This is a genomic window from Rhodococcus sp. 05-2254-5 (assembly GCF_002258575.1).
Classification (GTDB): Bacteria; Actinomycetota; Actinomycetes; order Mycobacteriales; family Mycobacteriaceae; genus Rhodococcoides; species Rhodococcoides fascians.
Window position 1 is genome coordinate 1 of the sequence record NZ_NOZG01000014.1, and the last position, 23761, is coordinate 23761.

A 23761-nucleotide genomic window follows, 5' to 3' on the forward strand; every position below is an offset into this window, starting at 1 on the left:
GATCGATACTCCTCAAAGGGGTTGTCGTCCCGATATTTGACTAGACGTACACCGGAGCCGGCGCGTCGTCCACGGAGACACCGTGATCGGTCACCAACGCAGCGAAACCACCCGCGTATCCCTGCCCCACGGCGCGCACTTTCCAGCTCCCCTGGCGGCGGTAGATCTCCAGCGCAATGACGATGGACTCGGAGCTGAGGCCCTCGATCGTGTACTCGTACAACACATTTCCCGCGGTGTCGCTGACTCGCGCGACCGGGGGCGCCGATCGGCCGAAGTTGCTCGACGCGTCGTCGAGGGTGATGACCGCACGGATCTGCTCGATGTCGGACGGAACAGCACCGAGCGAGACGGCGAGCCGCGCCGGCCCGCCCTGCCCGGGTTCGAGGCGGACGCCGGGGCCGGTCGGCTGATTGAAGAACACGAAATCGGCGTCCGTGCGCACCTTTCCGGCGTCGGTGACCAGAAGTGCAGACAGGTCGGCCGGCACCGCCAGGGCGATGGACACGACGACGTCGCCGACGGTGAGGGGGCCGTTCTGACCCTTGGACAACGGTTGACCGGCCGGAGCAGACAATGTGGTGGACTCTCTCTCGAAGTGCTGGTTACCGTCATCCAATGTACTTGGTCGATTTGTCCGACTGATGTGACCGCGAAGGCCTGTCGGTCAGATCTGGCGGAGGGTGAACAGGTCGCCAGGGGTGCAGCCGAGCACCCGGCATACGGCGGTCAAGGTGGAGAATCGGATTGCCTTGGCGCGGTCGTTCTTGAGTACCGACAGATTCACGACGCTGACCCCCGCCAGACGCGACAGCTCGGCGAGCGTCATGCCGCGGGCTTCGAGGATCTCGCCGAGATGACACACGACGAGATGGTCGACGAATTCCTCGGCCATCAGACCAGACCATCGGCGTCGCGAGCAAGCTTGGAGCCCTGGGCGATGGTGGCGTAGACGAATTGCAGGAACGTGGACACGAAGATTGCGATCCAGAGACCGGTGGCCGGTCGAGCGGTGTCCACGGTCCCGCTCAGCTCGAGCGCACCGACGACGCTGTTGGTGCCCAGCATGTTCATGAACCCAGTGATGATGGGGTAGGCGAGAATGCACGCGCCGATCACTACGACGTCGGTGCGTGCGGCGTTGGTGAAGGGATTCCCGGCGATGACGCGATCGCAGAAGCGGTAGAAGAACAGCAGGCCCACCAGGATGATCACCAGTCCGACGGCGAGGGATCCGTAGCGCATCACGTCGATGAAGCCCAGCAGTCGTACGATTTCGGCTTTCGGGACGCTCAGCTCGACCGAGTTCCCCGGTTGCAACTGGCCTCCGAACAACTCCACCGGCGGGGTGTTCCACTCGGGTTCGACCGTGGCAAGGACGTAGTCCGAGGAGTGGTATTTCCACATCTTCCAGCCGGTCCAGCCCACGGCCAGTGCTCCGTAGAACACCATCGCCCACTTGTTGGTCCTCATGGAACCCAGTCCGTATGCCATCCCGCCGCCTCCATATCGATAGTCGATAACAACGAATATCGATAACCTATCGAAAATCGATACGGTGTCAAGGGGTGGGCTGTGTCATCGGCGTAAGGCCGACTCCAACTGTCGCCCGATTTCGGCGACGAATCGGGTGGAATCGGCGGGCACGACGTCGATCGACGCGTGGGAACGAACGAGGTAGCGGCCGTCCCCGTCGAAGTCCATCCAGAAGAACGAGACGGCATCGGTATCGCGGCGGTGGTCGTAGGTGGCGCCGCGCGCGACGATCACCTCGCCGACTGCCGATCGCGGTCGGGCGAAGAACGCCTCGAATTTCTCGTCCGCAGTCGCGTTTCGAGTGGCCGTGGACAGGATTGCTCCGCTCGATGTGGTTGCAGTGCAGGGATGTTCGAGGGTGGCGGCCGCACGGCGTCCGGCCTGCACGGTCGGCACGGACTCGGCGATCCGTACGGGGGCAGATGCCGGGGTCACCGTGTCGATCGTGACCGAACAGTCCGGCCCGGGTCGTCGGGTGAGGACGACCGCGAAATCATGGGTCACCGCTGCATGAACGCGCACCGGGCTCTGCCCGAGATCGTGGGTGTCGCTTCGGCATTCGATGCGCACAGCGGGGTCGATCACCACTCCGATGGCTGCCTCGAGCCGCTCGTCCACCAGCGCGTCGATCCTCGCCGACGCTTCGCGCCGCAGCTGTCGGAGCTGACCCTCGGTATCGACGTCGACGGTGACGGCCAGAGGGTAGGGCAGCCGATCCCGTCCGAAACGACTGCAGAGCATCGCGAAATCCATGCCCCGCACGGTCCACTGCGTCACCGTCAGCCGCCGAGCACAGGGGGTGCGACGAGTGGCAGGTCGCCGATCAGTTCGCTGCCGTTGCCGACGTCGATCAAATAGCCGGGGGTGGTGTGTTCTCCGTCGTTGTCGCCGGTGCCACGACCTCCCGCCGCGCCCATACCGCCCACTCCGGGCATACCGTGAGCCCCTGCTCGACCGGCCGCCGCCGCACTCGCGCCGCCCGGGCCGCCGCTGGAACCGCCGGAACCGATCGGAGACCCGAGAACAGAGCCGCCGAAACCTGCACCGGAACCCACACCGCCACCGGATCCGTTGTAGCCCGAGCCGCCGTAGTTGGAGCCGCTGTAGCCCGAGCCGCCGTAGCCGGCACCCGGGGAGCCTGTCCCCGAGGAACCGCCGCCTCCCACGTTGCTTCCGAGTCCCCCGGGAGCATTTCCGGGGCCACCGGCTGCGGCGGCCCGGGTTTCCCCGGATCGATCTGCAGGCGGCAGCGGTCCGGATGGACTCGAACCCGGTTGCCCGGGGCCCGATTGTCCAGGCGTCGCGGTGCCGGCTTCGGTCTGCTGCGCAGCCGACTGCGCTGCGGGATCGACGGCTCCTGCCGAGCCTGCGCCCCCACCGGACGTCGCACCGCCGCTCCCACTGGCGGCCGGATAATTGCCTGCCGGGAAACCGCCTGCCCAGCCGCCGGTGGAACCGCCGCCTCCGCCGTCGACGGGATTGTGCGCCGTCGGCAGCACCGGAACGTTGGTGTCAGACAGCACCACGCCCGGTACGTACACCGATCGCATGATGCGACGCGCTTCGTTCTGCTGTTCCTCCTGCACTGCCGTCGCCGTTTTCGTGGCGAACGGAACGGGGAGCAGGGAACCGATCAGGGTGCTGGCCTCGGATGCGACCACCGGCGGCATTCTCGACTTGGTCTGCTCGAATCCCGCGTGTGCTTCGAGCAGCTTGTTCCCGATCAGGCTCATCGACGTGGCCAGCGCGGACGCCGACGAGACGTAATCGCCTACGCCGCCGCGCACGGCGTCGGACATCGGCCCGGACCAGCCCGACGCCATGGCCGCCTCGATTCCCGTTCGGAAGCCGTCGGATCCGGAGCCGGCGGCGGCCGAGAGGTCGTTCCAGTTCTTCGACGAAGTCGCAATGGGACCGATGGCCAACGACCCGACCATGCCCGCGATGTCCTCGTGTGACATCACCTCGAACGGTTCGGTGATCGTCACTTCGTTGGGTTCGTAGTCACCGCGGTAGTCGAATGCCCCGTTCGCTTTCTCGAACGCCTCCCCGAGCATGGTGCCGACGAGCTCGGGCCCCACCGGGGTCACGAATATGTTGGTGACTATCCCGTCGATCGTCGCTTCGAGTTCCTCGTACGGATTCGCCATGCCCACCCCTTGCCACGCGCCTGTCCCCCCGACGAACTGTTAGACGCGGTGCGCAGTGGTTCGGTTCCGCAGCCACTCGAGAATTTCCTCGCTGGCCCGTACGCCGGAGGAATCGGTGACGGTCAACCCGGGGCGGGTGAACCCCAGCAGTTCGAGCTCGCCGTGCCGCGGCCTAACTGCCTCGTCGGCGGCCATGAGCATCTCGGCGTCGAGTGCGCCGTCACCGGCAGCGAACACGCCGGCCTCGGCATCCAGGGAACCGTCCTGAACCAGCCTGGCACGGACCTCGGCCACGGCGGAGCTCTTGCACACCGCGTTGGGCATCGTGTAGATCTTGCGACCCTGCTGGGAGACGTTCCAGTCGCGTGCCGCACACCACTGCGACCAGTCCGAGACGAAGTCCGGCGGGACGGCGGTGACGTCGACGACGAGGTAGCAGAACAGGCCGTCGGCCTCGCGGTATTTGAGCACCCAGTCTTCGGAGACCCTCGATCTCAACTCTGCGCCGATGCCGGCCAGGTCCAGATCGAAGCCCTTGCGCCAGGCCGTATCCGGCTCACCGTCGACGAGAATGTTGCCACCGTTGCTGGTGATGGCGTACCGCCACGGGGCACCCGGCAAGTCGACGCGCTGGAACTGTTCGATGGTCCGCGTCGTCGTCGGAACCACGGGGACGCTCTCGCTCAACCCGCGGAGCAGCGACATCGACCGAGTGCTCATGTACGACAACGGTTTGCCCTCGTACACCTCCACGCACTCGAACGTCTCGTCCAGGGGCACACCGAGCGCGCCTTCGGAGAAGATCATCGTGCGATCGAGGTCGACGGCGACGAGGGCGCTCACGAGGCATCCTCGGTGGAGACGTTCTTGATCAGACCCATGCACGAGTAGGCGAGGTCGGGTACCACGTCGACCGGTACTCCCCTGGCTTCGGCGAGCATCCGAATATGTTGGTGCTCCGGAGCATTCGCGTCGCGCACCAACACGCGCCACGGTACTCGGCGTAGCAGCACCCGCGTGGTCTCGCCGACACCGGGCTTGACGAAGTTGACGTGCGAGATGCCGTACTGCTGGCGGACCTTCTCCACCGATGCCCATCCCGACCAGGTGGGAGTCCTGTCGGACGCGAGCACCGACGACACCGTCTCCGCGACCTCGTCACGCACGTCGTCGAATCGAGCCGTCACCGCGTCGAGTAGATGCCGCGACACGTCGTCGGGTGCGAGATCCGCATAGTACTTCGCGCCGTGGAAGTCTCCGGGACGAATCAGGCTGTCGTTGAGCACTGTTCGCGAAACGAGGCCCGAGACGGTCGAATTCAGGCAGGCCGAGGCGATGAGGAAGTCGTCTCGGGTCCCGTAGGTGCGAGCGCAGTGTCCGGGATCGGCGAGCACGGCCAGATCGTCGTCGAAGTCCGCCCCAGGGAAGTCGCTTAGTGCCGCTGTGAGTTCGCGTGCAATGGCACCTTTGCCGGTCCAGCCGTCCACGAACACCACCGAGCGTGAATCGTGGTGCTCGGCGAGGTAGCGCAGAGCGACGCTGTCGATACCCCGATCACGCACGATCGAGACGGCGTAATGCGGTATCTCGATGCCGTGGGCGGCGAAAGCCCAGCGCCGCATCAGAATTCCCACCGGAGTACCGGCCCGCGCCAGTGATGCGAGCACGATGTCGTGTCCGCGCTCGGCGAGCACCACCTCGGTGACGGTTCCGACGGCGACCGCGAGCCGCGCCGCACTCTCGTGCAGTACCTTCTCGAACAGTTCGCGATACGCGAGATCGGGTTGGAATTCGACCGGCAGCGATTCGGCATAGTGCGCCGTGCCGGCCTGAATCGCCCTCTCGCGCTCCGCCGTTGCCGCTTCCAGCGAGATCCCCGACAGGTCTTTGAGTAGCCAGGTCACCTCGTCCGGCGCGTACGAGCCGAACTCGGGCCCACGCAGCGGACGGGCACGTCTGGCGATCTCGAGCGCCTGCGGATCGGCACCGGTGACGACCACGACCAGCACGTCGGTGCCCGCCGCCGCGAGTGTCCCCGCCGCGGCGGTGAGTGCGTCGGTATCTGCGGGGGCATCGGCGACGAACACCAGGGTCGAGTCGGCCGGCGCGTCGGCGTTGTAGAGGTAGCGCAGAGAGGATTCGTCCTCGGGTGCTGCGAATTCGAAGCCCCGGCGCAGTGGGTAGCCCGCCACGTCGAGTACGTAGGCGGGCGAGCGGGTGGTCGTCTGGAACAGTGCGCTGTGTCCGCGTCGTTGCAGCGCTGCCGCCAGGCGTAACGGCAGGTACATCAGCTCCTCGTGGCCGACGACCACGACGGCACCCGAGTCGGGGAGCGACGCGTCGACGGTGGCCGCGACTGCTTCGATCGCGTCGTCGAACCCGGCCGCATCGGACCCGAGGAAGCCGTGGCGGCCGCCGTCGGGTAGAGCTGCGGGCCAGTGCGCGTCGATGCGGCGTACCGAACCAGGTTGTGCAGCAATCGGATTGAACGTCGGATCGGGCAGGTTCAGTACCGTCTCCACGAGCCCGGGTGCCAGCTCGACCGATCCCTGAGCGAGGCTGACATTGTCGATCACGACGCCCAGTTCGGCGGCCGTTGCTGCGGTCGCGTCGAGATGCTCGGCGCTGCGCATGTCCACCAGGGATGCGATGACGTAGTGGGAACGCGCAGCCGTGGAATGGATCTGGCGGAGCGCATCGAGCGCGGTGGCTCCGGTCGAGATCTCGTCGTCGACGAGAACGAGGGGTAGTTCGCCGCCGAGCAGGTCCGCCGAGGTCGGCATCAGCAGATGGTCGGTGGCGTGCGAGTGCCCTTCCTCGAACTCTCCGTGCACCGTCATGCCCGGTACCGTGCGGCGGGTCGAGTGCACATAGCAGCGCGCATCGAGGGCGGTTGCCACCGTGTGACCCAATCCCGTTGCGGTCTCGGCAAATCCGAGAACATCTACGTCGGAGCCGCCGACCGCCGCAGCGACCAGGCCGGCCAATTCTTCGCCGGCACCGATGACGACGTCCGGATCCACGGGTATGTGTTTGCCGAGCACAGTGGACACCAACAGATGTGCCCGTCGGGGATTGCGGCGTAGGCCGGGACGCACCAGTTGTCGTGCCGTCCACGACGACGAGGAGCCGGTGTCGGTCAGGACGATGCCGTCGGCCGGGTTGTCGGTCATCGCTGAGCCAGCGCCGTCAGCAGGTCCACGAACGTGATCCCTTCGTTGGTGACCCCGAATGCCCGGGCGCGGACCATCGTCTGTTTCGCCCAATTGCGATGTGGTCCCAGCTCGTTCATCTTGTTCCGGTAGCCGGAGGCCTGCGCGCCGCCCTGATCGGAGGCCAGAATGTCGAGGGCGTCGTGGTATTCCTCGTGCGTCACTGCGGACAATGCGTGCACGGCAGGAACGTGGGATGGATGGATGACCGTCTTGCCCTGGATACCGTTGGCGCGGTCGAGGGCGACCTCGCGCAGCAGTGCGTCCAAGTCGCTGCTGACCAGTTGCTGCCGGAAGCGCACGGCCTCCTGGTCGACGAACGGCGTCTGGCGCAGAAGTGGCCGGAACATGCGTTCGTGGTCTGCGAAGTACTCCCACACCGGCCCGGTGATGACGAATCCCGATCCGTCGTTGCGGCCCAGGTGATTGACGATCGCGCTGATGACGTCGGCCACGACGCGGACGTCGTAGATCGTCAGGTCACGGTCGCGGCGAATGCCGAAGGTGCCGCACATGTCGGTGGCTCCGATGCGGACGGCCAGCACGATGTCTCGGTATTTTCCCAGTAGTTCCCGGATGGCAACGAGTTCGGTGTCGCGTGTTTCACGGTGGACCACCTCGGCCGACTCGAGAACCGGCATCGCCAACAAGCGGGTGTCGTGCGCGGTGGATGCGGCGAGAATCTCGTCGAGGTACTCGGCTCCGGTTGCCGAGGTGAACTTCGGTACGACGAAACCGGCAAGTCCAGCGGCCCCAGGAGTCAGACCGGCGCAGACCGTCCGAATCTGTTGGGCCGTGCGGGCTCGGACGAACACCAGTGCATTCGAACCCGAGAGTTCGTTCAGAGTTCGGATGGTGTTCTCCACCGCGTACTGCAGATCATGATCTGCGACTGCATCTTCGAGATCGATCACGATCGATCGAACGCCCTCGTCGGTGCGCTTGTGCACCGTCGCGGTCAGGTCCGCACGGGTCGCGGGGATGTACAGCGTTGCACCGAGTGCTGTTGCTACGACGTTGTTTCCGTCGCTGACCGCGATGTCCTTCGGTTGCAGGAAGAACATGCGTTCGCGGGTGTCGGCGTCGAGATGGCGAAAGTGTTGCACCATGATCCTTCGTGTGAATGCGGTCGGTGCTAGCTGCGCATGCGTTCGATCACGCCTGCGATGAAGTCCGAAATGGTAGCCAGATCCTGCAGATATGACCAGTAGTCGGGATGGGTACCCGTCAGTGCGTTGCTCGCCCTGTCGATCCGGGCGAGCTGAGCATCCAGCACCGAGCCCCATTCGGCAACCAGACCGCGATTGATCGCGAGTTGTTGAGCGTCACGAAGTTTGAACCGGACCTTGTTCTCGGTCTCGCTCGGATCGGCTTTGACTGCGCGCAGCAGGCGAACACGATCGGTGACGGCATCGACCAGGTGCTCGGCATCGGTCAGGTGCGACCGGGCCTGGGCGACGAGATCCAAGGCCTGCTCGGGGTTGCCCGTGTCGAGCGCCGAACGGGCCGCTCGCAGATCCTCGTCGGCCTGCTCGATGTGGCGCACACTCGATCGTTCGTTGTGCGACAGATCTGCCGAACTCTTGGCATTGAATTCGCGAAGCAAACTCGAGAAGGCCGGCGCGATCCCCTCGGATCTCGTTCGTACGGCTTCGATTCGGGTCCGCACCGAGACCAGTGCGGTCCGGGCCTCCTGCTGGCGTCCGGGAGCCGAGCGAACCGCCTCGCGCAACGCAGTGGATCTGTCCCGGACGACGGTGGCCTGCTCTCGCGCACGCAGCGGATCCCGTCGAACATCGTTCAATTGTGTTGTGGCGGCATCCAGTTCGTTCCAGGCCTGCCGCAGTGATGGATAGGTGGCGTACTGCTCGTCGACGGTGGACCGCGCAGCGTCCGCCTCGGCCAGTGCGTCCTGCACCAGGCGCGGGGTGGCCGCGAACTGTGCCGAGGCGTGCTCGAGAGTGCTGCGATGAGCCTCGTAGAAACGATCGACGGCGACGCTGGCGTCGTGGAGCAGCCGCGTCGCGTTGTCGAATGCCGACCTCGCGGCGGCAGTGGTGATTCCGTCGAACTGTTCGACGGCAGCGAGATACGCCGCTCCCGCGTCGAAACACAGCTTCTCGGTATCGAACCATCGGCGGGCGAGTCCGTCCTCCGGGCGCAGCGCGGTGGATGCCTCGACGCCGGCGGATGCGATGGACTGTCGCTTGTCCATGTCGAGAAAGGCGGCGACAGCGGCGTCCTGGGAACGACGCGCGGCGGCGTCCGATTCGGAACCTCGGCGAAACACCCCAGGCCAGCGACTTGTCACCTGTTCGATACTACCGACGGGAACCTCCGCATCACCGCGCTCGTTGGTCGAGTACGTCCAGAAACCGGACATTCCCACTACGGTTGTACCCGTAACGGGAAACCAATTGCGAAAGGACCTCTCAATGGGCGTCAGCCTCAGCAAGGGTGGCAATGTCTCGCTCACCAAGGCAGCACCGAACCTGACCGCGGTCGTGGTCGGCCTCGGTTGGGACATCCGCACGACGACGGGCACCGACTTCGACCTCGATGCCAGCGCCATCGCATTGAACTCGACGAAGAAGGCCCTGAGCGACGGGCACTTCGTGTTCTTCAACAACTTGAAGTCTCCCGACGGCTCCATCGAGCACACCGGGGACAACACGACCGGTGAAGGCGACGGAGACGACGAGCAGATCAAGGTCGATCTCGCCGCTGTGCCGCCGGAGATCGAGACCATCACGTTCCCCGTGTCGATCTACGATGCGGACGCTCGCTCGCAGTCGTTCGGTCAGGTGCGCAACGCGTTCATCCGCGTCATCAACCAGGCCGACAACTCCGAGCTTGCTCGCTACGACCTCAGCGAGGATGCCTCGACCGAGACCGCGATGGTCTTCGGCGAGCTGTACCGCAACGGCGCGGAGTGGAAGTTCCGCGCAGTCGGCCAGGGCTACGCGTCCGGACTCGCAGGCATCGCCCGGGACTTCGGAGTAAACGTCTAGTAAAGGCGCTCCCAAGATTGGGGATACCCCCGCCTCGTCATTCATGATGGGCGGGGGTTTTTCCGTTTCGTCCCCCAACTTGGTCGCGCCTGCGGGCTCTGCTCCTAGCCAGAAAGGCCACTGACGTGGTTATGAGAATCTTCGGCTGGTCGATTGCGGTCACCATCGTGTCCGTCATCGTGGCCTTCTTGTACGGCGGACTCGAGGCGATGATTCTCGTCCTCATCCTCGGTGTGCTCGAAGTGTCCCTGTCCTTCGACAACGCCGTCATCAACGCCACCGTGTTGCGACGGATGAGTGAGTTCTGGCAGAAGATCTTCCTCACCATCGGCATCGTCATCGCCGTGTTCGGCATGCGGTTGCTGTTCCCGCTGGTCATCGTCTGGGCTGCGTCGGGCCTCGGTCCGGTCGCCGCCATCGACCTAGCGCTCAACCCGCCCGCCGACGGTGCCGCGACCTTCCCGGACGGTTCGCCGAGCTACGAAACGCTCCTCACCGACGCACATCCGCAGATCGCAGCCTTCGGCGGCATGTTCCTGCTGATGCTCTTCCTCGGCTTCATCTTCGAGGATCGCGAGATCACGTGGCTGAGCTGGCTGGAGAAGCCTCTCGCCCGGATCGGTCGCCTCGATCAGCTGTCCGTTGTCGTCGCGGGCCTGCTGCTCGTGCTCAGCGCCGAATTCCTCGCCGACGACGACAAGATTTCCACCGTCATGGTCTCCGGCGTGCTCGGCATGATCACCTACATTGCCGTCAACGGTCTCGGCGAACTGTTCCACATCGAGGAAGAGGGCGAAGAGTCCTCCGGCGGCCCGAGCGAACTGGCGAAGGCGACCGGCAAGGCCGGCTTCTTCCTGTTCCTCTACCTCGAGGTCCTCGACGCGTCGTTCTCGTTCGACGGTGTCATCGGAGCCTTCGCCATCACCGCGGACCCGATCATCATCGCGCTCGGCCTCGGCTTCATCGGTGCCATGTTCGTTCGCTCGATCACGGTGTTCCTCGTTCGCAAGGGAACGTTGTCGGACTACGTCTACCTCGAGCACGGCGCGCACTGGGCCATCGGTGCCTTGGCCCTCATCCTGCTCGTGTCGATCGGCGTTCACATCAACGAACTGATCACCGGCTTCGTCGGAATCCTCTTCATCGGTGCCGCACTGATCAGCAGCATCCGACGCAACAAGCGTCTCGAGAGCGAAGGCGTGGACACCGAAGTCCACGTCTGACCTTCGCTTCGAACCGCAACAGCTCGAAGACTTACAGCTCCGAGATGTCGACGAGTCCGTCCTGCAGGGCCCGGGCCACCAGGGCGGCCTTGGTCGGGGCGGACCGTCCGACAGAGGTGTATTTCGCGCGGATGCGCGTCAAGTGGGTGTTGACGGTTCCCAGCGACAGGAACAGTGCCTTCGCGACCTCGGTCTTGGAGTCGAGGCGAATCCAGCAGAGCAGTACCTCGATCTCACGGTCGGTCAGGCCGGGCCGCGTGGGGAACTTGTCTCTCTGCTCAGCGGGCGGCACCAGGCTGATCAGTCCGCGAGCGAGCGGTGCGGCAGAGATGGAGTCGCTGTGTTCCGAGGGCATGGGATCGAGCAGTGCGGACATCAGTTCTCCCGAGGGCCGAGGCAGGTTGAGACGGTCTAAACCTGAGTCGACTCATTCTCACAGGTCGATCACAGACTCGCTGCCCTGATTTCTATGGGCATTTGAACCGTCAACTCCGAGGATGCGTCATGAATCGCGTTCCAAACGGTCATCAGTCCTGCGAGGGGAGCTCGGGCATCGGGAGCCAGCCGTCTTCGACCGCGCGTTTGTACAGGTCGGTTTTGGTCGGTGCCGGACGCCCCGCCTCGGCGTATTTGTTGCGGATGCGCACGAGGTAGTCGTTCACGGTCTGTTCCGACAGTCCGGCCAGGCGGGCGACGCGTCCTGCCTTCTCGCCCGACGCGTAAAGGGCGAGCACCTCGCGTTGACGTGGGCTCAGACCGACGTCGGGCAGTTGCGGATCGCCGTCGATCGCCGCGGCCCAGTCCGTGGTGACCACCTGCCCGCCGCTCGCGGCTCGCCGGATCGCAGACACGATGGCCGATGCGGGCGCGGACTTGCGCACCACGCCGAGTACTCCCGCGCGTGCAGCGGACCGAACCAGGAATGCGTTCTCGGCACCGGTGTACACCAGCACTCGTGATCCCGCGGCGTGCAACTGTTCCACGTTCGAGCGCGGAGACGATCCGTCGCCGAGGCGCAGATCGAGTACCACCAGGTCGAGCGGCTTTCGCTGGGCGAGCAATTCGTCCACGGTGGAGGCCATGATCACGAGATCGAGATCGGGTTCGTCCGCCAGCATGGCCTTGAGGCCGAGCGCGACGGATTCGTGGTCCTCGATCAAACCGATCCGACGTACCGCGGCAGTGCCGTCCTCGGTACTTCCCTGAGTTTGCGACACCTGTGCCATGTCCCCGCCCCGCTCTGCGCGCTATTTCCCCAGCGCCCTGTTGCCCGAAGCTCTAGTGCCTCGGTGATGCCGTCACAGATGTCGTCGACGAACGAGGCGACGTTACCGACTCCGAGTCGGTTTCGCCCGGTTGGGCGAACCGCAGGCGAGCGCGGGCGAACACCACGAACAGCACCACCAGCAGCAGCGCTCGCCCCCAGACTCCGACGAGGACGAAGAATTCCTCGTCGTTGGCGTCGACGCCGGAGGCCAGCGCAGCGAAGTACTTGAACACGCCGATCCCCATCGACAGATCGACCATCAAGTACGCGGCGACAATCCCCCAGGGGACCCGAAGCAACACGAGGAAGGGAAGCAGCCACAGCGTGTACTGGGGTGAGTGCACCTTGTGCAGCAGCATGAAGCCGCACAGCATCGACCCGCTCACGGCGACCCAGGGATAGGTGCCGATCACGTTCGCGCGCCGGAAGCCGAGCCACAGCGCGAGCGCGAACGCGACGAACACCAGGAGCGGCGAGGCCACGTCGACGACTTTCTGGAACGACGCTTCGGCGTCGTTGTACGCGTCGGGCGTCATGCGGTCGTTGACGTAGAGATGGCGCAGCCCCCAGTACCAGATGGAGTTCGTCGTCAGATCCGCCTGGCGCAGCGACTGGAAGGTGAAGGACGCGCGCCAGCCCTCGTAACCGATGACGGCGAACGGCAGGTTGACTGCGACGACGGTGGCGATCGCGGCTCCCGCGACCTGCAGGCCGCCGCGTATGTCGTAGCGGCCACGGACGGTCTCCGGTTTTTCTCGACCGTTCGTTCCGCCGGTGACGACATAGGCAATGAGCGGGAGCACGAACGCGCCCGGATAGATCTTGAGGCAGAATCCGATCGCCAGCAGTACCGAAGCCACAATTGCTTTGCGCCGCAATGCAATCGGTAATGTCATGACGAAGATCGCACCTACCGCAGAGGCGACGACCGGTAGTTCCCAGTTGTGGAAGGCGTACATCACCAGGGGTGGGGAGATGGACCACAGCAGCGCCGGCCAGCCGGCCATCCGCCCGAGCATCCAAGCGGTGAGAAGCCCGAACGGCGCAAGGATCAGTGCCGAGGTCAACAGGAACTGCGCGTCGGTGTGGGCCGGGATCGCGCCGAGCCACATCAGCAGACCGCTCAGAACCGGATACTCGACCGTCCCTCCGGTGAGGATTCCATCGCTCGTGATGGCCCCGTGGATGTAGGGAAATATGTGATTGTCGATATCGCGACCGAGCCACAGGAACTGGATGTCGGAGTAGCAGACGGACGAGTCCTTGATGACGTCGAACACCGTGCTGCGTCCGGACTCGTCGAACGGTGCGACGGCGCAGCGGGCCTTGTTCAGATATCCCAGAATCAACCCGATTGCTGCCATCGCGACGACCACGACAACCGTCGTCGGACTGGCGCGGACCCCGGATCGCATGGTGCAAGAGTATGACGAGCGAATGCCCGACTGTGCGCCCAGAGGGAATTAGCAGGTCAGGGCCCTGTCGTGTATCTTCGAGGGGTTGCTGACGCAACGACCCTCCTGCCACGGATAGTCCGTGGCCGTTTTCACTAGTCCACAGGAGGTGATGAGGTCTTATGCGTCATTACGAATTGATGGTCATTCTCGACCCCAATCTGGACGAGCGCACTGTCGCTCCGTCGCTCGATACGTTCCTCAACGTCGTTCGCAAGGATGGCGGCACCGTCGACAAGGTCGATGTATGGGGCAAGCGTCGTCTGGCTTACGAGATCCTCAAGCATGCCGAGGGCATCTACGCCGTTGTGAACCTCAACGCCGAGCCTGCCACCGTCAGCGAGCTGGATCGTCAGCTCGGACTCAACGAGTCCGTGTTGCGTACGAAGGTCCTGCGACAGGGCAAGTAATTGTCGGTGTCCGGCCCTAGGCTGGCACTCACAACGCTTACTACTGAAAGAGGAACCATGGCAGGCGAGACCGTCATCACCGTCATCGGAAACTTGACGGCTGATCCAGAACTTCGATTCACCCCCGCCGGTGCGGCAGTTGCCAACTTCACGGTTGCATCCACCCCGCGCACATTCGATCGTCAGACGAACGAATGGAAAGACGGCGACGCGCTCTTCATGCGCTGCAACATCTGGCGCGAGGCAGCGGAGAACGTTGCCGAGAGCTTGACCCGAGGCTCACGAGTGATCGTGAGCGGACGGCTGCGGCAGCGTTCGTACGAGACGCGCGAGGGTGAGAAGCGGACAGTCGTCGAGCTCGAAGTCGACGAGATCGGACCTTCACTTCGCTACGCCACCGCAAAGGTCAACAAGGCCAATCGCGGTGGAGGTGGCGGCGGAGGCGGCTTCAACTCCGGCTCGGGTTCCTCCGGCGGATCGGGCGGCGGCCGCTCGAACTCCTCGTCCAACTCCGGTTCCGGTGGAGACGATCCCTGGGGCAGTGCCCCGGCGGCGTCGGGCTCCTTCGGCGGACGTGGCGGAGACGAAGAGCCACCGTTCTAGATCCTTCGATCGAGAACAACCAGATGTAACGGAGAAAGACCCATGCCCAAACCGCCATTGCGCGACAAGGTGCTCAAGAAGAAGGCGTGTTCCTTCTGCAAGGAAAAGAACACGGCGATCGATTACAAGGACACGACGTTGCTGCGTAAGTACGTCAGCGATCGCGGAAAGATCCGTGCTCGCCGTGTCACCGGCAACTGCGTCCAGCATCAGCGTGACGTGGCCGTTGCCGTGAAGAACTCGCGTGAGGTAGCACTGCTGCCTTACGCCGCGACGGCTCGATAGAAAGGGGCGATTGGTATGAAACTGATCCTCACCGCTGATGTGGACAACCTCGGTGCGCCTGGCGACACCGTAGAGGTCAAGGACGGCTACGGCCGTAACTTCCTGCTGCCCCGCGGATTGGCCATCCAGGCCACCCGTGGAGCTCAGAAGCAGGTCGACGGCATTCGCCGCGCTCAGGAAGCTCGGGCCGTTCGCGGCCTCGAGCACGCCAACGAGCTCAAGCAGGCCATCGAGGGCCTCGAGTCCGTCACGCTGTCTGTCAAGACTGCCGGCGACTCGGGCAAGCTGTTCGGCTCGGTCACCGCGTCGGACGTCGCTTCTGCACTCAAGGCTGCCGGTGGACCGGTCGTCGACAAGCGCAGCATCGATCTGCCGAAGGCTCACGTCAAGAGCACGGGCAAGCACGACATCGTCGTGAACCTGCATCCCGACGTGACCGCCAAGTTCAAGCTGGAGGTCGTCGGAAGCTGATTTTCAGCTTTCGGCCCGAAACGGCTGCGAGAAACCCCACGAACTTCGGTTCGTGGGGTTTTTTCGTGCCATCTCACAAAATTCAACTGTCACAACGGTTTCCAAATTGTGAAGGATCTCTCTCGGTGCCACCTTCGGCCGAGGTTTGCGTACCCTTTACTTGGGGGCGACATTCCAAGCCGGAACACGATCGACCGACCTGACGCCTAGACGCCCGGAGGAACTGCCGTGACAACGACAGCAGAGCACGATTCAGAACCCAGTCCGAAGACCCGATCCGAGCCGCCGTCTCGGGTCGGGTCGATAATCAAGTACGACCTACCGGCCTCGCTGGTCGTTTTCCTTGTGGCAGTGCCACTTTCGATCGGTATCGCTGTCGCCTCCGGCGCTCCCATCATGGCCGGCCTCATCGCCGCTGTGGTCGGCGGCATTCTCGCCGGTATTCTCGGCGGATCGCCGTTGCAGGTCAGTGGTCCGGCTGCGGGCCTGACTGTGGTGGTCGCCGAGTTGGTCAACCAATTCGGTTGGGCCACAACATGTGCCATCACGGTGTTGGCCGGCCTCGTCCAGGTTCTACTGGGCATGAGCCGTATTGCTCGTAGTGCACTTGCCATTTCGCCGGTGGTCGTTCACGCGATGCTCGCCGGCATCGGTATAACCATTGCGCTGCAACAGATTCACGTGCTGCTCGGTGGAGAGTCCGAAAGCTCCGCGGTGCAGAACCTCCTCGCCATTCCGCGTTCCGTGGCCGACGGCCAATGGCCGTCCATCGTCGTCGGCGGCATCGTCGTCGTGCTGATGTTCTCGTGGCCGCGACTGGCCGGCGTGTCCAGTGTGATGGCCAAGGTTTCCAAAGTGCCTGCGGCACTGGTTGCAGTGGTCACCGCAACCGCGGTCTCGATCTTCTTCTCGCTCGACGTCGAGCGAATCGAGTTGCCGGGCAACCTCATCGAGTCTCTGAGCTTCCCGATCATGCCCGACGGTCAGTGGGGTGCATTCGCCACCGGTGTCATCACCATCGCGCTGATCGCCAGCGTCGAGAGCCTGCTGTCCGCTGTGGCCGTCGACAAGATGCACAGCGGTGAGCGCACCAACTTCGACCGCGAATTGATGGCGCAGGGTGCGGGCAACATGGCCTCCGGTGCCATCGGTGGCCTGCCGATCACCGGCGTCATCGTGCGTAGCGCGACCAACGTCAAGGTCGGTGCCAAGTCTCGCGCGTCGGCGATTCTGCACGGCGTGTGGATCCTGATCTTCTCGGTGCTGTTCATTTCCATCGTCGAGCTAGTGCCCTTCGCGGCGCTCGCCGGGTTGCTCGTGATGATCGGTGTGCAGCTCATCAAACTGGCCGACATCAAGATCGCGAACAAGACCGGTGACATCGCTGTTTACGCAGTCACGGTGCTGGGTGTCGTGGCGCTCAACCTGCTCGAGGGAGTGCTGATCGGCCTGGCGCTCTCGATCATCCTGGTTCTGCGACGCGTGGTGCTGGCGAAGATTCGGGCCGAGGAAACGGTCGACGGAACCTGGCGGGTGACGATGGAGGGCTCGCTGAGCTTCCTCGCGCTGCCACGACTGACTCGTGTGTTGGCCACGGTGCCCGCAGGCACGTCCGTCACCGTCCATCTCGGAGTCGACTTCCTCGACCATGCTGTGCACGACGCGTTGAACGAGTGGGTCCGCCAACACGAGGCGACCGGTGGTTCCGTGCGCGTCGAGGAGGTCGGCACTGCGTCGATGGCTGCGGCCACCGAAGGGCCACCGCGGCGCGGATCTGCCACGGTGCGCAGTTCGTTGGCACCGTGGCGGGCGTGGCAGCTCAAGAGCGACGACACGCAGGAGGACTCGCCTGCTGCTCTGCGTCCGGTGTTGAGCGGAGTGGCCGAGTACCACCGCACTCATGCCCCCAACATTCGTCCGCACCTGGAAGGTCTGACCGAGTCTCAGGACCCGGACACGCTGTTCCTCTGCTGCGTCGACTCACGCGTCATGCCGAACACGATCACCAGTAGCGGCCCCGGTGACCTGTTCACCGTGCGCAACGTCGGCAACATGATCCCCACCCAAGGTCAGGATTGCTCGGTGGAGGCAGCCCTTGCCTTCGGCGTCGACGAAGTGGGTACGTCGTCGGTCGTGGTGTGTGGCCATTCCGGTTGCGGTGCCATGAAGGCGATTCTCGGCGGGGCGGAGAACGCCGCCGACCCGTCGGTGGCCGAGTGGCTCGGGCACGGGAGAGCCAGCCTGGACGCGTTCCGCAGTGGGCACGCGGTGGGCCGTCAAGCGGCGGAGCTGGGCTTCGGCGAGGCCGACCAGCTCGCGATGGTCAATGTCGCGGTGCAGCTGCAGACGTTGACCCGCCACCGGGTGGTGGGACGCGCGAACGCGGAGGGTCGTCTGCGGATCACCGGTCTCTTCTTCGACATCCCGTCGGCCCGGGTGCTGCAGATCGGTACGAAGGAAATCACGGTTCTCGACCCGGCGCTGTGCCCGCAGAAGGCCGATCTCTGACGGTCTGTTCGAGCGAAGTACGAGGGCCCGATTCCCGACGGGGATCGGGCCCTTCGGCTCGGAAACCAGCATTAAGACTTTTTCGGTGCCAATTTCCAGCCGGTGTGACGTACTTCACCACGGAGTTCACTCGGCATTTACTCAACACGCCCGAGTTGTCAATTCGGCCGACACGCCGCCCCCAGAACGATGCACAGGCAAAAAACTTTATGTACACGCCTTGACGTGCGGGAATGGTGCAAAGTCCAAAAGTTATACCCAGGTTATCCCCAGACGGTCAACACCGTTGTTCAACATCGTCCACATTTCATCCACAGATCCATCCACAGCCTGTGTTGTGACTCCTGGCGATACCGCTTAACGTCCCTCCAGCGTCTCTCTCGATGCCGTCGAACGGTGCCGGGGCAGCGCGGATCCGGTACCGATCAGGACCTGTCGGTGCCCGGGGGTAGAACTTGCTTGACCGCACGTCCGGGTGTTATCCGGACGTGCTCGGACTATGGGGAGAGGACGGCCGGTTCGCGTGGCAGTTGTGGACGATCGAGGACAGTCCGACTACTCCGGCTCCTCCTCCAGCGAAGGTCCGGGCGAAGACTTCGGGCGACAGCCGCCACAGGACATGGCCGCCGAACAGTCCGTGTTGGGCGGCATGCTGCTGAGCAAGGATGCCATCGCCGACGTGCTCGAGGTGCTCCGTCCGGGCGACTTCTACCGGCCGGCACACCAGAACGTCTACGACGCCATTCTCGACCTCTACAGCCGCGGTGAGCCTGCCGACCCGGTGACCGTCTCGGCCGAGCTGGATCGCCGCGGCGAGCTCAAGCGCATCGGCGGCCCGCCGTACCTGATCACGCTGACTCAGACGACGCCCACCGCCGCCAACGCCGGGTACTACGCCGAGATCGTGGCGGAGAAGTCCATTCTCCGGCGGCTCGTGCAAGCCGGTACCCGCATCGTTCAGTTCGGTTACGCCGGAGCCGACGGTCAGGACGTCGCCGAGGTCGTCGACCGCGCACAGGCAGAGGTGTACGAGGTCACCGAGCGACGTACCTCCGAGGACTTCCTCCCCCTCGAAGAGCTGCTGCAGCCCACGATGGACGAAATCGACTCCATCGCCAGCCGCGGCGGCATCTCCCTCGGCGTGCCGACGGGATTCGCCGAACTCGACGAAATCACCAACGGTCTTCACCCCGGTCAGATGATCATCGTTGCGGCGAGGCCTGGCGTGGGTAAGGCGCTGTCACTCGACACGCCGCTTCCCACTCCGGATGGCTGGACCACGATGGGCGAGGTGGCTGTGGGAGACCACCTCATCGACGCCCACGGGCTTCCGACTCGCGTCGTGGCTGCAACTGACGTCATGCTCGATCGACCGTGCTACGAAGTCGAATTCTCCGACGGCACAGTCATCGTGGCGGATGCAGAGCATCAGTGGTTGACGGAGACCAGGGCGTCGCGTAAGTCGGCGCAGGCGGCGGCGGTCGACTACAACCGGACTCGCAATCAGAAGACCTTCGCTGCTGTGCGTACCACCGAAGAAATCGCGAACACGGTCCGCTGCGAGACGAAGGACGCCCGCATCAATCACTCGGTCACCAATACCGAGGCCGTTCAGCTGCCCGAGCGTGAGCTTCTGGTGCCGCCGTACACCCTCGGCGCGTGGCTGGGAGACGGGACATCTGCGTCCGCGAAAATCACGAGCGCGGACCCGGAGATCATTGCCCGGATAGAGGGCGAAGGCATGCACGTGGTGGCGTCGGAGAAGGCTGCTCTTCGATATTCGATCAAACTTCCTACCGAGGTTCTCGAGGCAAAGGATTGTGTCGTCTGCGGCAAGCAATTCATGCCGTTTCCGCTCAATGTCCGTACCTGCGGTCAATCCTGCGGTGGCAAGGCACGTTTCATGTCCGCTCCTGTCGCTGCCCCGGCGTGCGTCGACTGCGGCAAGGTAACGACCGGTCTGCGCCGCTGCCAGGCATGCCGCAACTCGGTCGGGACCGTGCAGGCGCGTTTACGGACAATCGGTGTGCTGGGCAACAAGCACGTACCCACCGACTACCTCCGCGGGTCCGAGAGTCAACGACGCGCGTTGTTGGCGGGACTCCTCGATACCGACGGCACGGTGACCGCGGGCGGCTCGGTTCAGTTCGCGGTGACCAGCGAGCGGCTCGTTCTCGGGGTGCGCGAGCTGATCGTCAGTTTGGGTTATCGCGTGCAGATGTCGACCAAGAGGGTCCGAGGCCGGAGCGAAGGGTCGTCCACCGCATTCACTTTGACGTTCGCGACGGACGATGTCGTCTTCGGTCTGCACCGGAAACAGATCCTGCACAAGGAGCGTCGTGCCGCTGGATCGACTGTGCGGTCGGGTTCGCGGTTCATCGTCGACGTTCGTCGAGTCGATTCCGTTCCTGTTCGTTGCGTGGAGGTCGACAACGCGGATCATCTGTATCTCGCCAGCGAATCGATGATCCCGACCCACAACTCCACGCTGTCGATGGATTTCATGCGTTCGTGCTCCATCAAGCACGGTATGCCCAGTGTCATCTTCTCTCTGGAGATGAGTCGCACCGAGATCGTCATGCGTCTGCTGTCCGCGGAAGCGAAGATCAAGCTCGGTGACATGCGTTCCGGAAAGATGACCGACGACGACTGGACCAAGCTGGCCCGTCGCATGAGCGAGATCAGCGAAGCACCGCTTTTCGTCGACGATTCGCCCAACCTGACGATGATGGAAATTCGAGCCAAGGCGCGACGCCTCAAGCAGCGCAACGGCCTCAAACTCATTGTGGTGGACTACCTTCAGCTGATGTCGTCCGGCAAGAAGGTCGAATCCCGTCAGCAGGAGGTCTCGGACTTCTCCCGTCAGCTCAAGCTGTTGGCCAAGGAACTCGAATGCCCGGTGGTCGCGGTCTGCCAGCTCAACCGTGGTCCTGAGCAACGAACCGACAAGAAGCCGATGGTCTCGGACCTCCGTGAGTCCGGCTCACTCGAGCAGGACGCCGATATGGTGATTCTGTTGCACCGCCCCGACGCCATCGAGCGCGACGATCCCCGCGGCGGCGAGGCCGACCTGATCCTCGGCAAGCACCGTAACGGTCCGACCGCGACAATCACTGTGGCACACCAGCTTCACCTGTCCCGATTCGTGGACATGGCGCGGGGCTAGGGACAGCGGCGCTGGTCCAACGCTGGGTCGCGTATTCTTCATGGGGTTCAGACCCCAGCACCCAACGCAGCACATCGACGAAAGTAATCATGCCCGAGGACCAGAACACAGACGTTCCACCGAATCATCTCTCGATCGATCCGAGCAGCCGCTTCTACAACGAAGAGGTTCTTCGCCGCGACGTGGGCATTCGCTTCAACGGCGTCGAGAAGACGAGCATTCGCGAATACAACGTGTCCGAGGGTTGGGTGCGTGTCGAGGTCCCGACCGCGAAGGATCGCTACGGAAACCCCATGCTCGTCAAGCTCAAGGGCACAGTCGAACCGTACTTCCGCGACGCAAAATAGCGGACTCCGATAAACAGGTCCGCGGCTGTCGATCAGCTGCGGCCACGTGGATCCCAACGTAGTAGGGGCCCAGCGTCACCAGACCACCGCGATAGTCTCTCGGCACACCGGCGTTCCTGTCGAGGTGCGTATATGTAGCGCGGGTGACACCCGAGCATGGACTACTCGAGAGTGGCACCGGCTGCCGCTATGGATTCGAGGGCTCGCTGATGCTCGTCTTCGGTCGATCCCGCGCAAGCATCGGAGTGAACCGTGACGCGGTATCCCAGTGCGCACGCACGTTCCGCGGCAATCCGGACCCCGAAATCCGTGAGGTACCCGGTGATCACCACGTGCTCCACCCCGACAAGTCTCAGCTGGGCATCCAGATCGGGGTTGGACCAGATGTCGCGGTCGAACTTCGTTGCGATGAGGTCTCCCGGCCGAGGCGTCATCCTCGGGTGGAAGCGGGCTCCGACGCTCTCCGGGTCGGAACGCAGAGGATCGGCAGCGTCCTGGCTCAGATAGCGGCTGCACACCACCAGTGCGCCCGTAGCGCGCTGGGCTGCACGGACCGATTCGGCGCGAGCCACTGCGTCGGGATCGTGTCCGAGCTCGATGACCCAGGGCTGAAAGTCGATCTCCACCAATGCCGTTCGCGGCATGTCAGTATCTGGTTCCGACTGCAGCGGGTGCATCGTCGAGCGCGGTGAGATCCTCGGCGGTGAGCTTAAGCTCCAGTGCCGCCAGGTTGGCGTCGAAATGCTCGATGTTGGTGGTGCCGGGAATGGGAATCACGTGGGGACCCTGGGCGAGTACCCACGCCAATGCCACAGCGGCAGGGGTGGAGTCGTGCCTCGATGCAACTGCGGACACCACCTGGACGATCGATCGGTTCTGTTCGGCGGCAGCTCCGGAGAATCTGGGAAGTGTCAACCGCATGTCGGTCGCCGGAAGTGTGGAGGTATCGAGTGAACCGGTGAGAAATCCTCGACCCAACGGCGAGAACGGCACGAACACCGCGTCGTTCTTACTCGTCCACTCCACCATGTTTCCCATAGGTTCACCGTCGGGTGTTGTGCCCTGTCCCAGCGCGTTTCGAGTCCACAGGGATAGTTCGGACTGCACCGCGGAGACCGGATGAATACTGTGGGCCACCCGTGCCTGCTCGACGGTGACCTCGCTGAGTCCCAGGGCGCGCACCTTGCCCGCCGCAACCAATTCGGACAGCGCTCCCCAGGATTCCTCGATCGGCACCTGGTCGTCGACGCGATGGAGGTAGTACAGATCGATGGTGTCCACACCGAGGTTCCGCAGGCTCGAGTCGCAGGCCTGCGCGAGGTGCTTCGGCGTACCGTTTCGGGTCAGAACAGGCGCTCCGCCGTCGACGTTGCCGATCAGCCCGGCTTTCGTGGCGATCACGGCATCCGTCCCGGCCAGAGCGCGGCCGACGACCCTCTCGTTGTGTCCGGCGGCGTAGGCGTCGCTGGTGTCGAAGAAGTCGATCCCCGACTCGAGTGCATGCGCAAGGATTGGTGCACCGGCAGTGTCCGAGGAGGTGTCGGCACCGGCATAGGCCCAGCTGATACCCATGCAACCGAGGCCGATGGCACCGACATTGCGTCCGAGTGCTGGGACGTTACGAGTGGGAATCGACATCAATGCTCCTGTGCTCGTTGAATGATGGGGTGACGACCGCAAGACCGTCACAGTCGAGACCCTGGGCGATCAGGTCCTCGTAGTGCGAGATTTTCGACTCCAGCGCCGACCGTGCTTCGGCGAGACGACGTTGCTTCTCTTCGACACGTACCCGGTGCGCGGTCAGAATGTCGATCCGTTCCTGATGCGTCGACGCACCCAGATTCACCAGAATCACGAATCGGCGCATATCGGCTGTGGGCATTCCGGTCGTCCGCAGACGAACCAGAAGTTTCACGAGTGCGACGAGTCGCGGGCTGAACGCGCGCCGACCCATCGCCGTGCGAGGGATCTCGGGTATCAGGCCCTCCCGCTCGTACCAACGCAGCGTGTCCTGCGTCAGCCCCGAGGACTCGGCCATCTCGGCAATTCCGATACTCACGTCCTCGGCGTCGGTCGCGGCCGGTGAATGCGGTGCTGCGGTCATGGACCAGACGCTAC

23 protein-coding genes and 1 pseudogene are annotated in these 23761 nt (G+C 64.0%); 9 read left to right on the forward strand and 15 right to left on the reverse strand.

What is annotated here, in order from left to right; genetic code table 11:
- Positions 1–52: 52 nt before the first annotated feature.
- From CH278_RS10085 to CH278_RS10125, 9 genes and pseudogenes are all read right to left on the reverse strand, one after another.
- A pseudogene (locus tag CH278_RS10085) lies at positions 53–553 on the reverse strand (TerD family protein); the annotation flags it as partial.
- Between the two features lie 114 nt (positions 554–667).
- Positions 668–895 (reverse strand): helix-turn-helix domain-containing protein, encoded by a 228-nt coding sequence (locus CH278_RS10090; protein ID WP_027495068.1) that lies wholly within the window; start codon positions 893–895, stop codon positions 668–670.
- A complete protein-coding gene (locus CH278_RS10095; RefSeq protein ID WP_230591619.1) occupies positions 895–1473 on the reverse strand; it encodes a hypothetical protein in 579 nt (192 codons plus the stop codon). Before CH278_RS10095 ends, CH278_RS10090 begins: the two co-directional genes overlap by 1 nt.
- A 105-nt stretch (positions 1474–1578) precedes the next feature.
- Positions 1579–2313 carry an ESX secretion-associated protein EspG gene (locus CH278_RS10100; protein ID WP_094621827.1) on the reverse strand — a complete coding sequence of 245 codons (735 nt, stop codon included), beginning with the start codon at positions 2311–2313 and terminating at the stop codon, positions 1579–1581.
- 2 nt (positions 2314–2315) lie between these two features.
- Positions 2316–3686: a PPE domain-containing protein gene (locus CH278_RS10105; protein ID WP_094621828.1), complete on the reverse strand. Its 1371-nt coding sequence runs from the start codon at positions 3684–3686 to the stop codon at positions 2316–2318.
- Between the two features lie 39 nt (positions 3687–3725).
- Entirely contained in the window at positions 3726–4529 is an 804-nt protein-coding gene (locus CH278_RS10110; RefSeq protein ID WP_179274428.1) for an HAD family hydrolase, read from the reverse strand.
- Entirely contained in the window at positions 4526–6859 is a 2334-nt protein-coding gene (locus CH278_RS10115) for a phosphoribosyltransferase (protein ID WP_094621829.1), read from the reverse strand. The genes CH278_RS10110 and CH278_RS10115 overlap by 4 nt, the downstream gene beginning before the upstream one ends.
- Positions 6856–8004: an HpcH/HpaI aldolase/citrate lyase family protein gene (locus CH278_RS10120; RefSeq protein WP_094621900.1), complete on the reverse strand. Its 1149-nt coding sequence runs from the start codon at positions 8002–8004 to the stop codon at positions 6856–6858. Before CH278_RS10120 ends, CH278_RS10115 begins: the two co-directional genes overlap by 4 nt.
- A gap of 29 nt (positions 8005–8033) precedes the next feature.
- Entirely contained in the window at positions 8034–9113 is a 1080-nt protein-coding gene (locus CH278_RS10125) for a hypothetical protein (RefSeq protein ID WP_032382655.1), read from the reverse strand.
- A gap of 220 nt (positions 9114–9333) precedes the next feature.
- Between CH278_RS10125 and CH278_RS10130 the strand changes: the two genes are divergently transcribed.
- Positions 9334–9909: a TerD family protein gene (locus CH278_RS10130; protein WP_027495074.1), complete on the forward strand. Its 576-nt coding sequence runs from the start codon at positions 9334–9336 to the stop codon at positions 9907–9909.
- Between the two features lie 125 nt (positions 9910–10034).
- The gene (locus tag CH278_RS10135) at positions 10035–11132 is read left to right on the forward strand and encodes a DUF475 domain-containing protein (RefSeq protein ID WP_032373439.1); all 1098 of its coding nucleotides are present in this window, start codon (positions 10035–10037) and stop codon (positions 11130–11132) included.
- 31 nt (positions 11133–11163) lie between these two features.
- Here CH278_RS10135 and CH278_RS10140 read toward each other — a convergent pair whose 3' ends face one another.
- The 3 genes from CH278_RS10140 to CH278_RS10150 form a co-directional block, all read right to left on the reverse strand.
- Positions 11164–11508 carry a response regulator transcription factor gene (locus CH278_RS10140; RefSeq protein WP_027495076.1) on the reverse strand — a complete coding sequence of 115 codons (345 nt, stop codon included), beginning with the start codon at positions 11506–11508 and terminating at the stop codon, positions 11164–11166.
- A 151-nt stretch (positions 11509–11659) separates the two neighbouring features.
- Positions 11660–12358 carry a response regulator transcription factor gene (locus CH278_RS10145; RefSeq protein WP_045841559.1) on the reverse strand — a complete coding sequence of 233 codons (699 nt, stop codon included), beginning with the start codon at positions 12356–12358 and terminating at the stop codon, positions 11660–11662.
- Positions 12359–12410: 52 nt separating this feature from the next.
- Positions 12411–13814: a glycosyltransferase family 87 protein gene (locus tag CH278_RS10150; protein WP_045841560.1), complete on the reverse strand. Its 1404-nt coding sequence runs from the start codon at positions 13812–13814 to the stop codon at positions 12411–12413.
- A gap of 161 nt (positions 13815–13975) precedes the next feature.
- Between CH278_RS10150 and rpsF the strand changes: the two genes are divergently transcribed.
- The 7 genes from rpsF (at position 13976) to CH278_RS10185 (ending at position 21643) form a co-directional block, all read left to right on the forward strand.
- Complete coding sequence (gene rpsF, locus CH278_RS10155; RefSeq protein WP_008711385.1) at positions 13976–14263, forward strand: 30S ribosomal protein S6; 288 nt, start codon at positions 13976–13978, stop codon at positions 14261–14263.
- 57 nt (positions 14264–14320) lie between these two features.
- On the forward strand, positions 14321–14866 hold the full coding sequence (locus CH278_RS10160; protein WP_027495079.1) for a single-stranded DNA-binding protein: 546 nt from the start codon (positions 14321–14323) through the stop codon (positions 14864–14866).
- 42 nt (positions 14867–14908) lie between these two features.
- Positions 14909–15151, forward strand: coding sequence for a 30S ribosomal protein S18 (gene rpsR / locus CH278_RS10165; RefSeq protein WP_027495080.1), 243 nt, complete (start codon positions 14909–14911; stop codon positions 15149–15151).
- Between the two features lie 15 nt (positions 15152–15166).
- Positions 15167–15622 (forward strand): 50S ribosomal protein L9, encoded by a 456-nt coding sequence (gene rplI / locus CH278_RS10170; protein ID WP_027495081.1) that lies wholly within the window; start codon positions 15167–15169, stop codon positions 15620–15622.
- 228 nt (positions 15623–15850) lie between these two features.
- Positions 15851–18130: a SulP family inorganic anion transporter gene (locus CH278_RS10175; protein ID WP_032399387.1), complete on the forward strand. Its 2280-nt coding sequence runs from the start codon at positions 15851–15853 to the stop codon at positions 18128–18130.
- 523 nt (positions 18131–18653) lie between these two features.
- On the forward strand, positions 18654–21296 hold the full coding sequence (gene dnaB, locus CH278_RS10180; protein WP_094621830.1) for a replicative DNA helicase: 2643 nt from the start codon (positions 18654–18656) through the stop codon (positions 21294–21296).
- Positions 21297–21385: 89 nt separating this feature from the next.
- A complete protein-coding gene (locus tag CH278_RS10185; protein WP_032367678.1) occupies positions 21386–21643 on the forward strand; it encodes a DUF3297 family protein in 258 nt (85 codons plus the stop codon).
- Between the two features lie 161 nt (positions 21644–21804).
- Here the strand turns inward: CH278_RS10185 and CH278_RS10190 are convergent, their stop codons facing one another.
- From CH278_RS10190 to CH278_RS10200, 3 genes are read right to left on the reverse strand one after another with little or no spacing between them, the layout of a single operon-like run.
- Positions 21805–22287, reverse strand: coding sequence for a cysteine hydrolase family protein (locus tag CH278_RS10190; RefSeq protein ID WP_032370029.1), 483 nt, complete (start codon positions 22285–22287; stop codon positions 21805–21807).
- A gap of 1 nt (position 22288) precedes the next feature.
- Complete coding sequence (locus CH278_RS10195; RefSeq protein WP_032370028.1) at positions 22289–23281, reverse strand: aldo/keto reductase; 993 nt, start codon at positions 23279–23281, stop codon at positions 22289–22291.
- The gene (locus CH278_RS10200; RefSeq protein ID WP_052068794.1) at positions 23262–23747 is read right to left on the reverse strand and encodes a MerR family transcriptional regulator; all 486 of its coding nucleotides are present in this window, start codon (positions 23745–23747) and stop codon (positions 23262–23264) included. Before CH278_RS10200 ends, CH278_RS10195 begins: the two co-directional genes overlap by 20 nt.
- Positions 23748–23761: the final 14 nt, after the last annotated feature.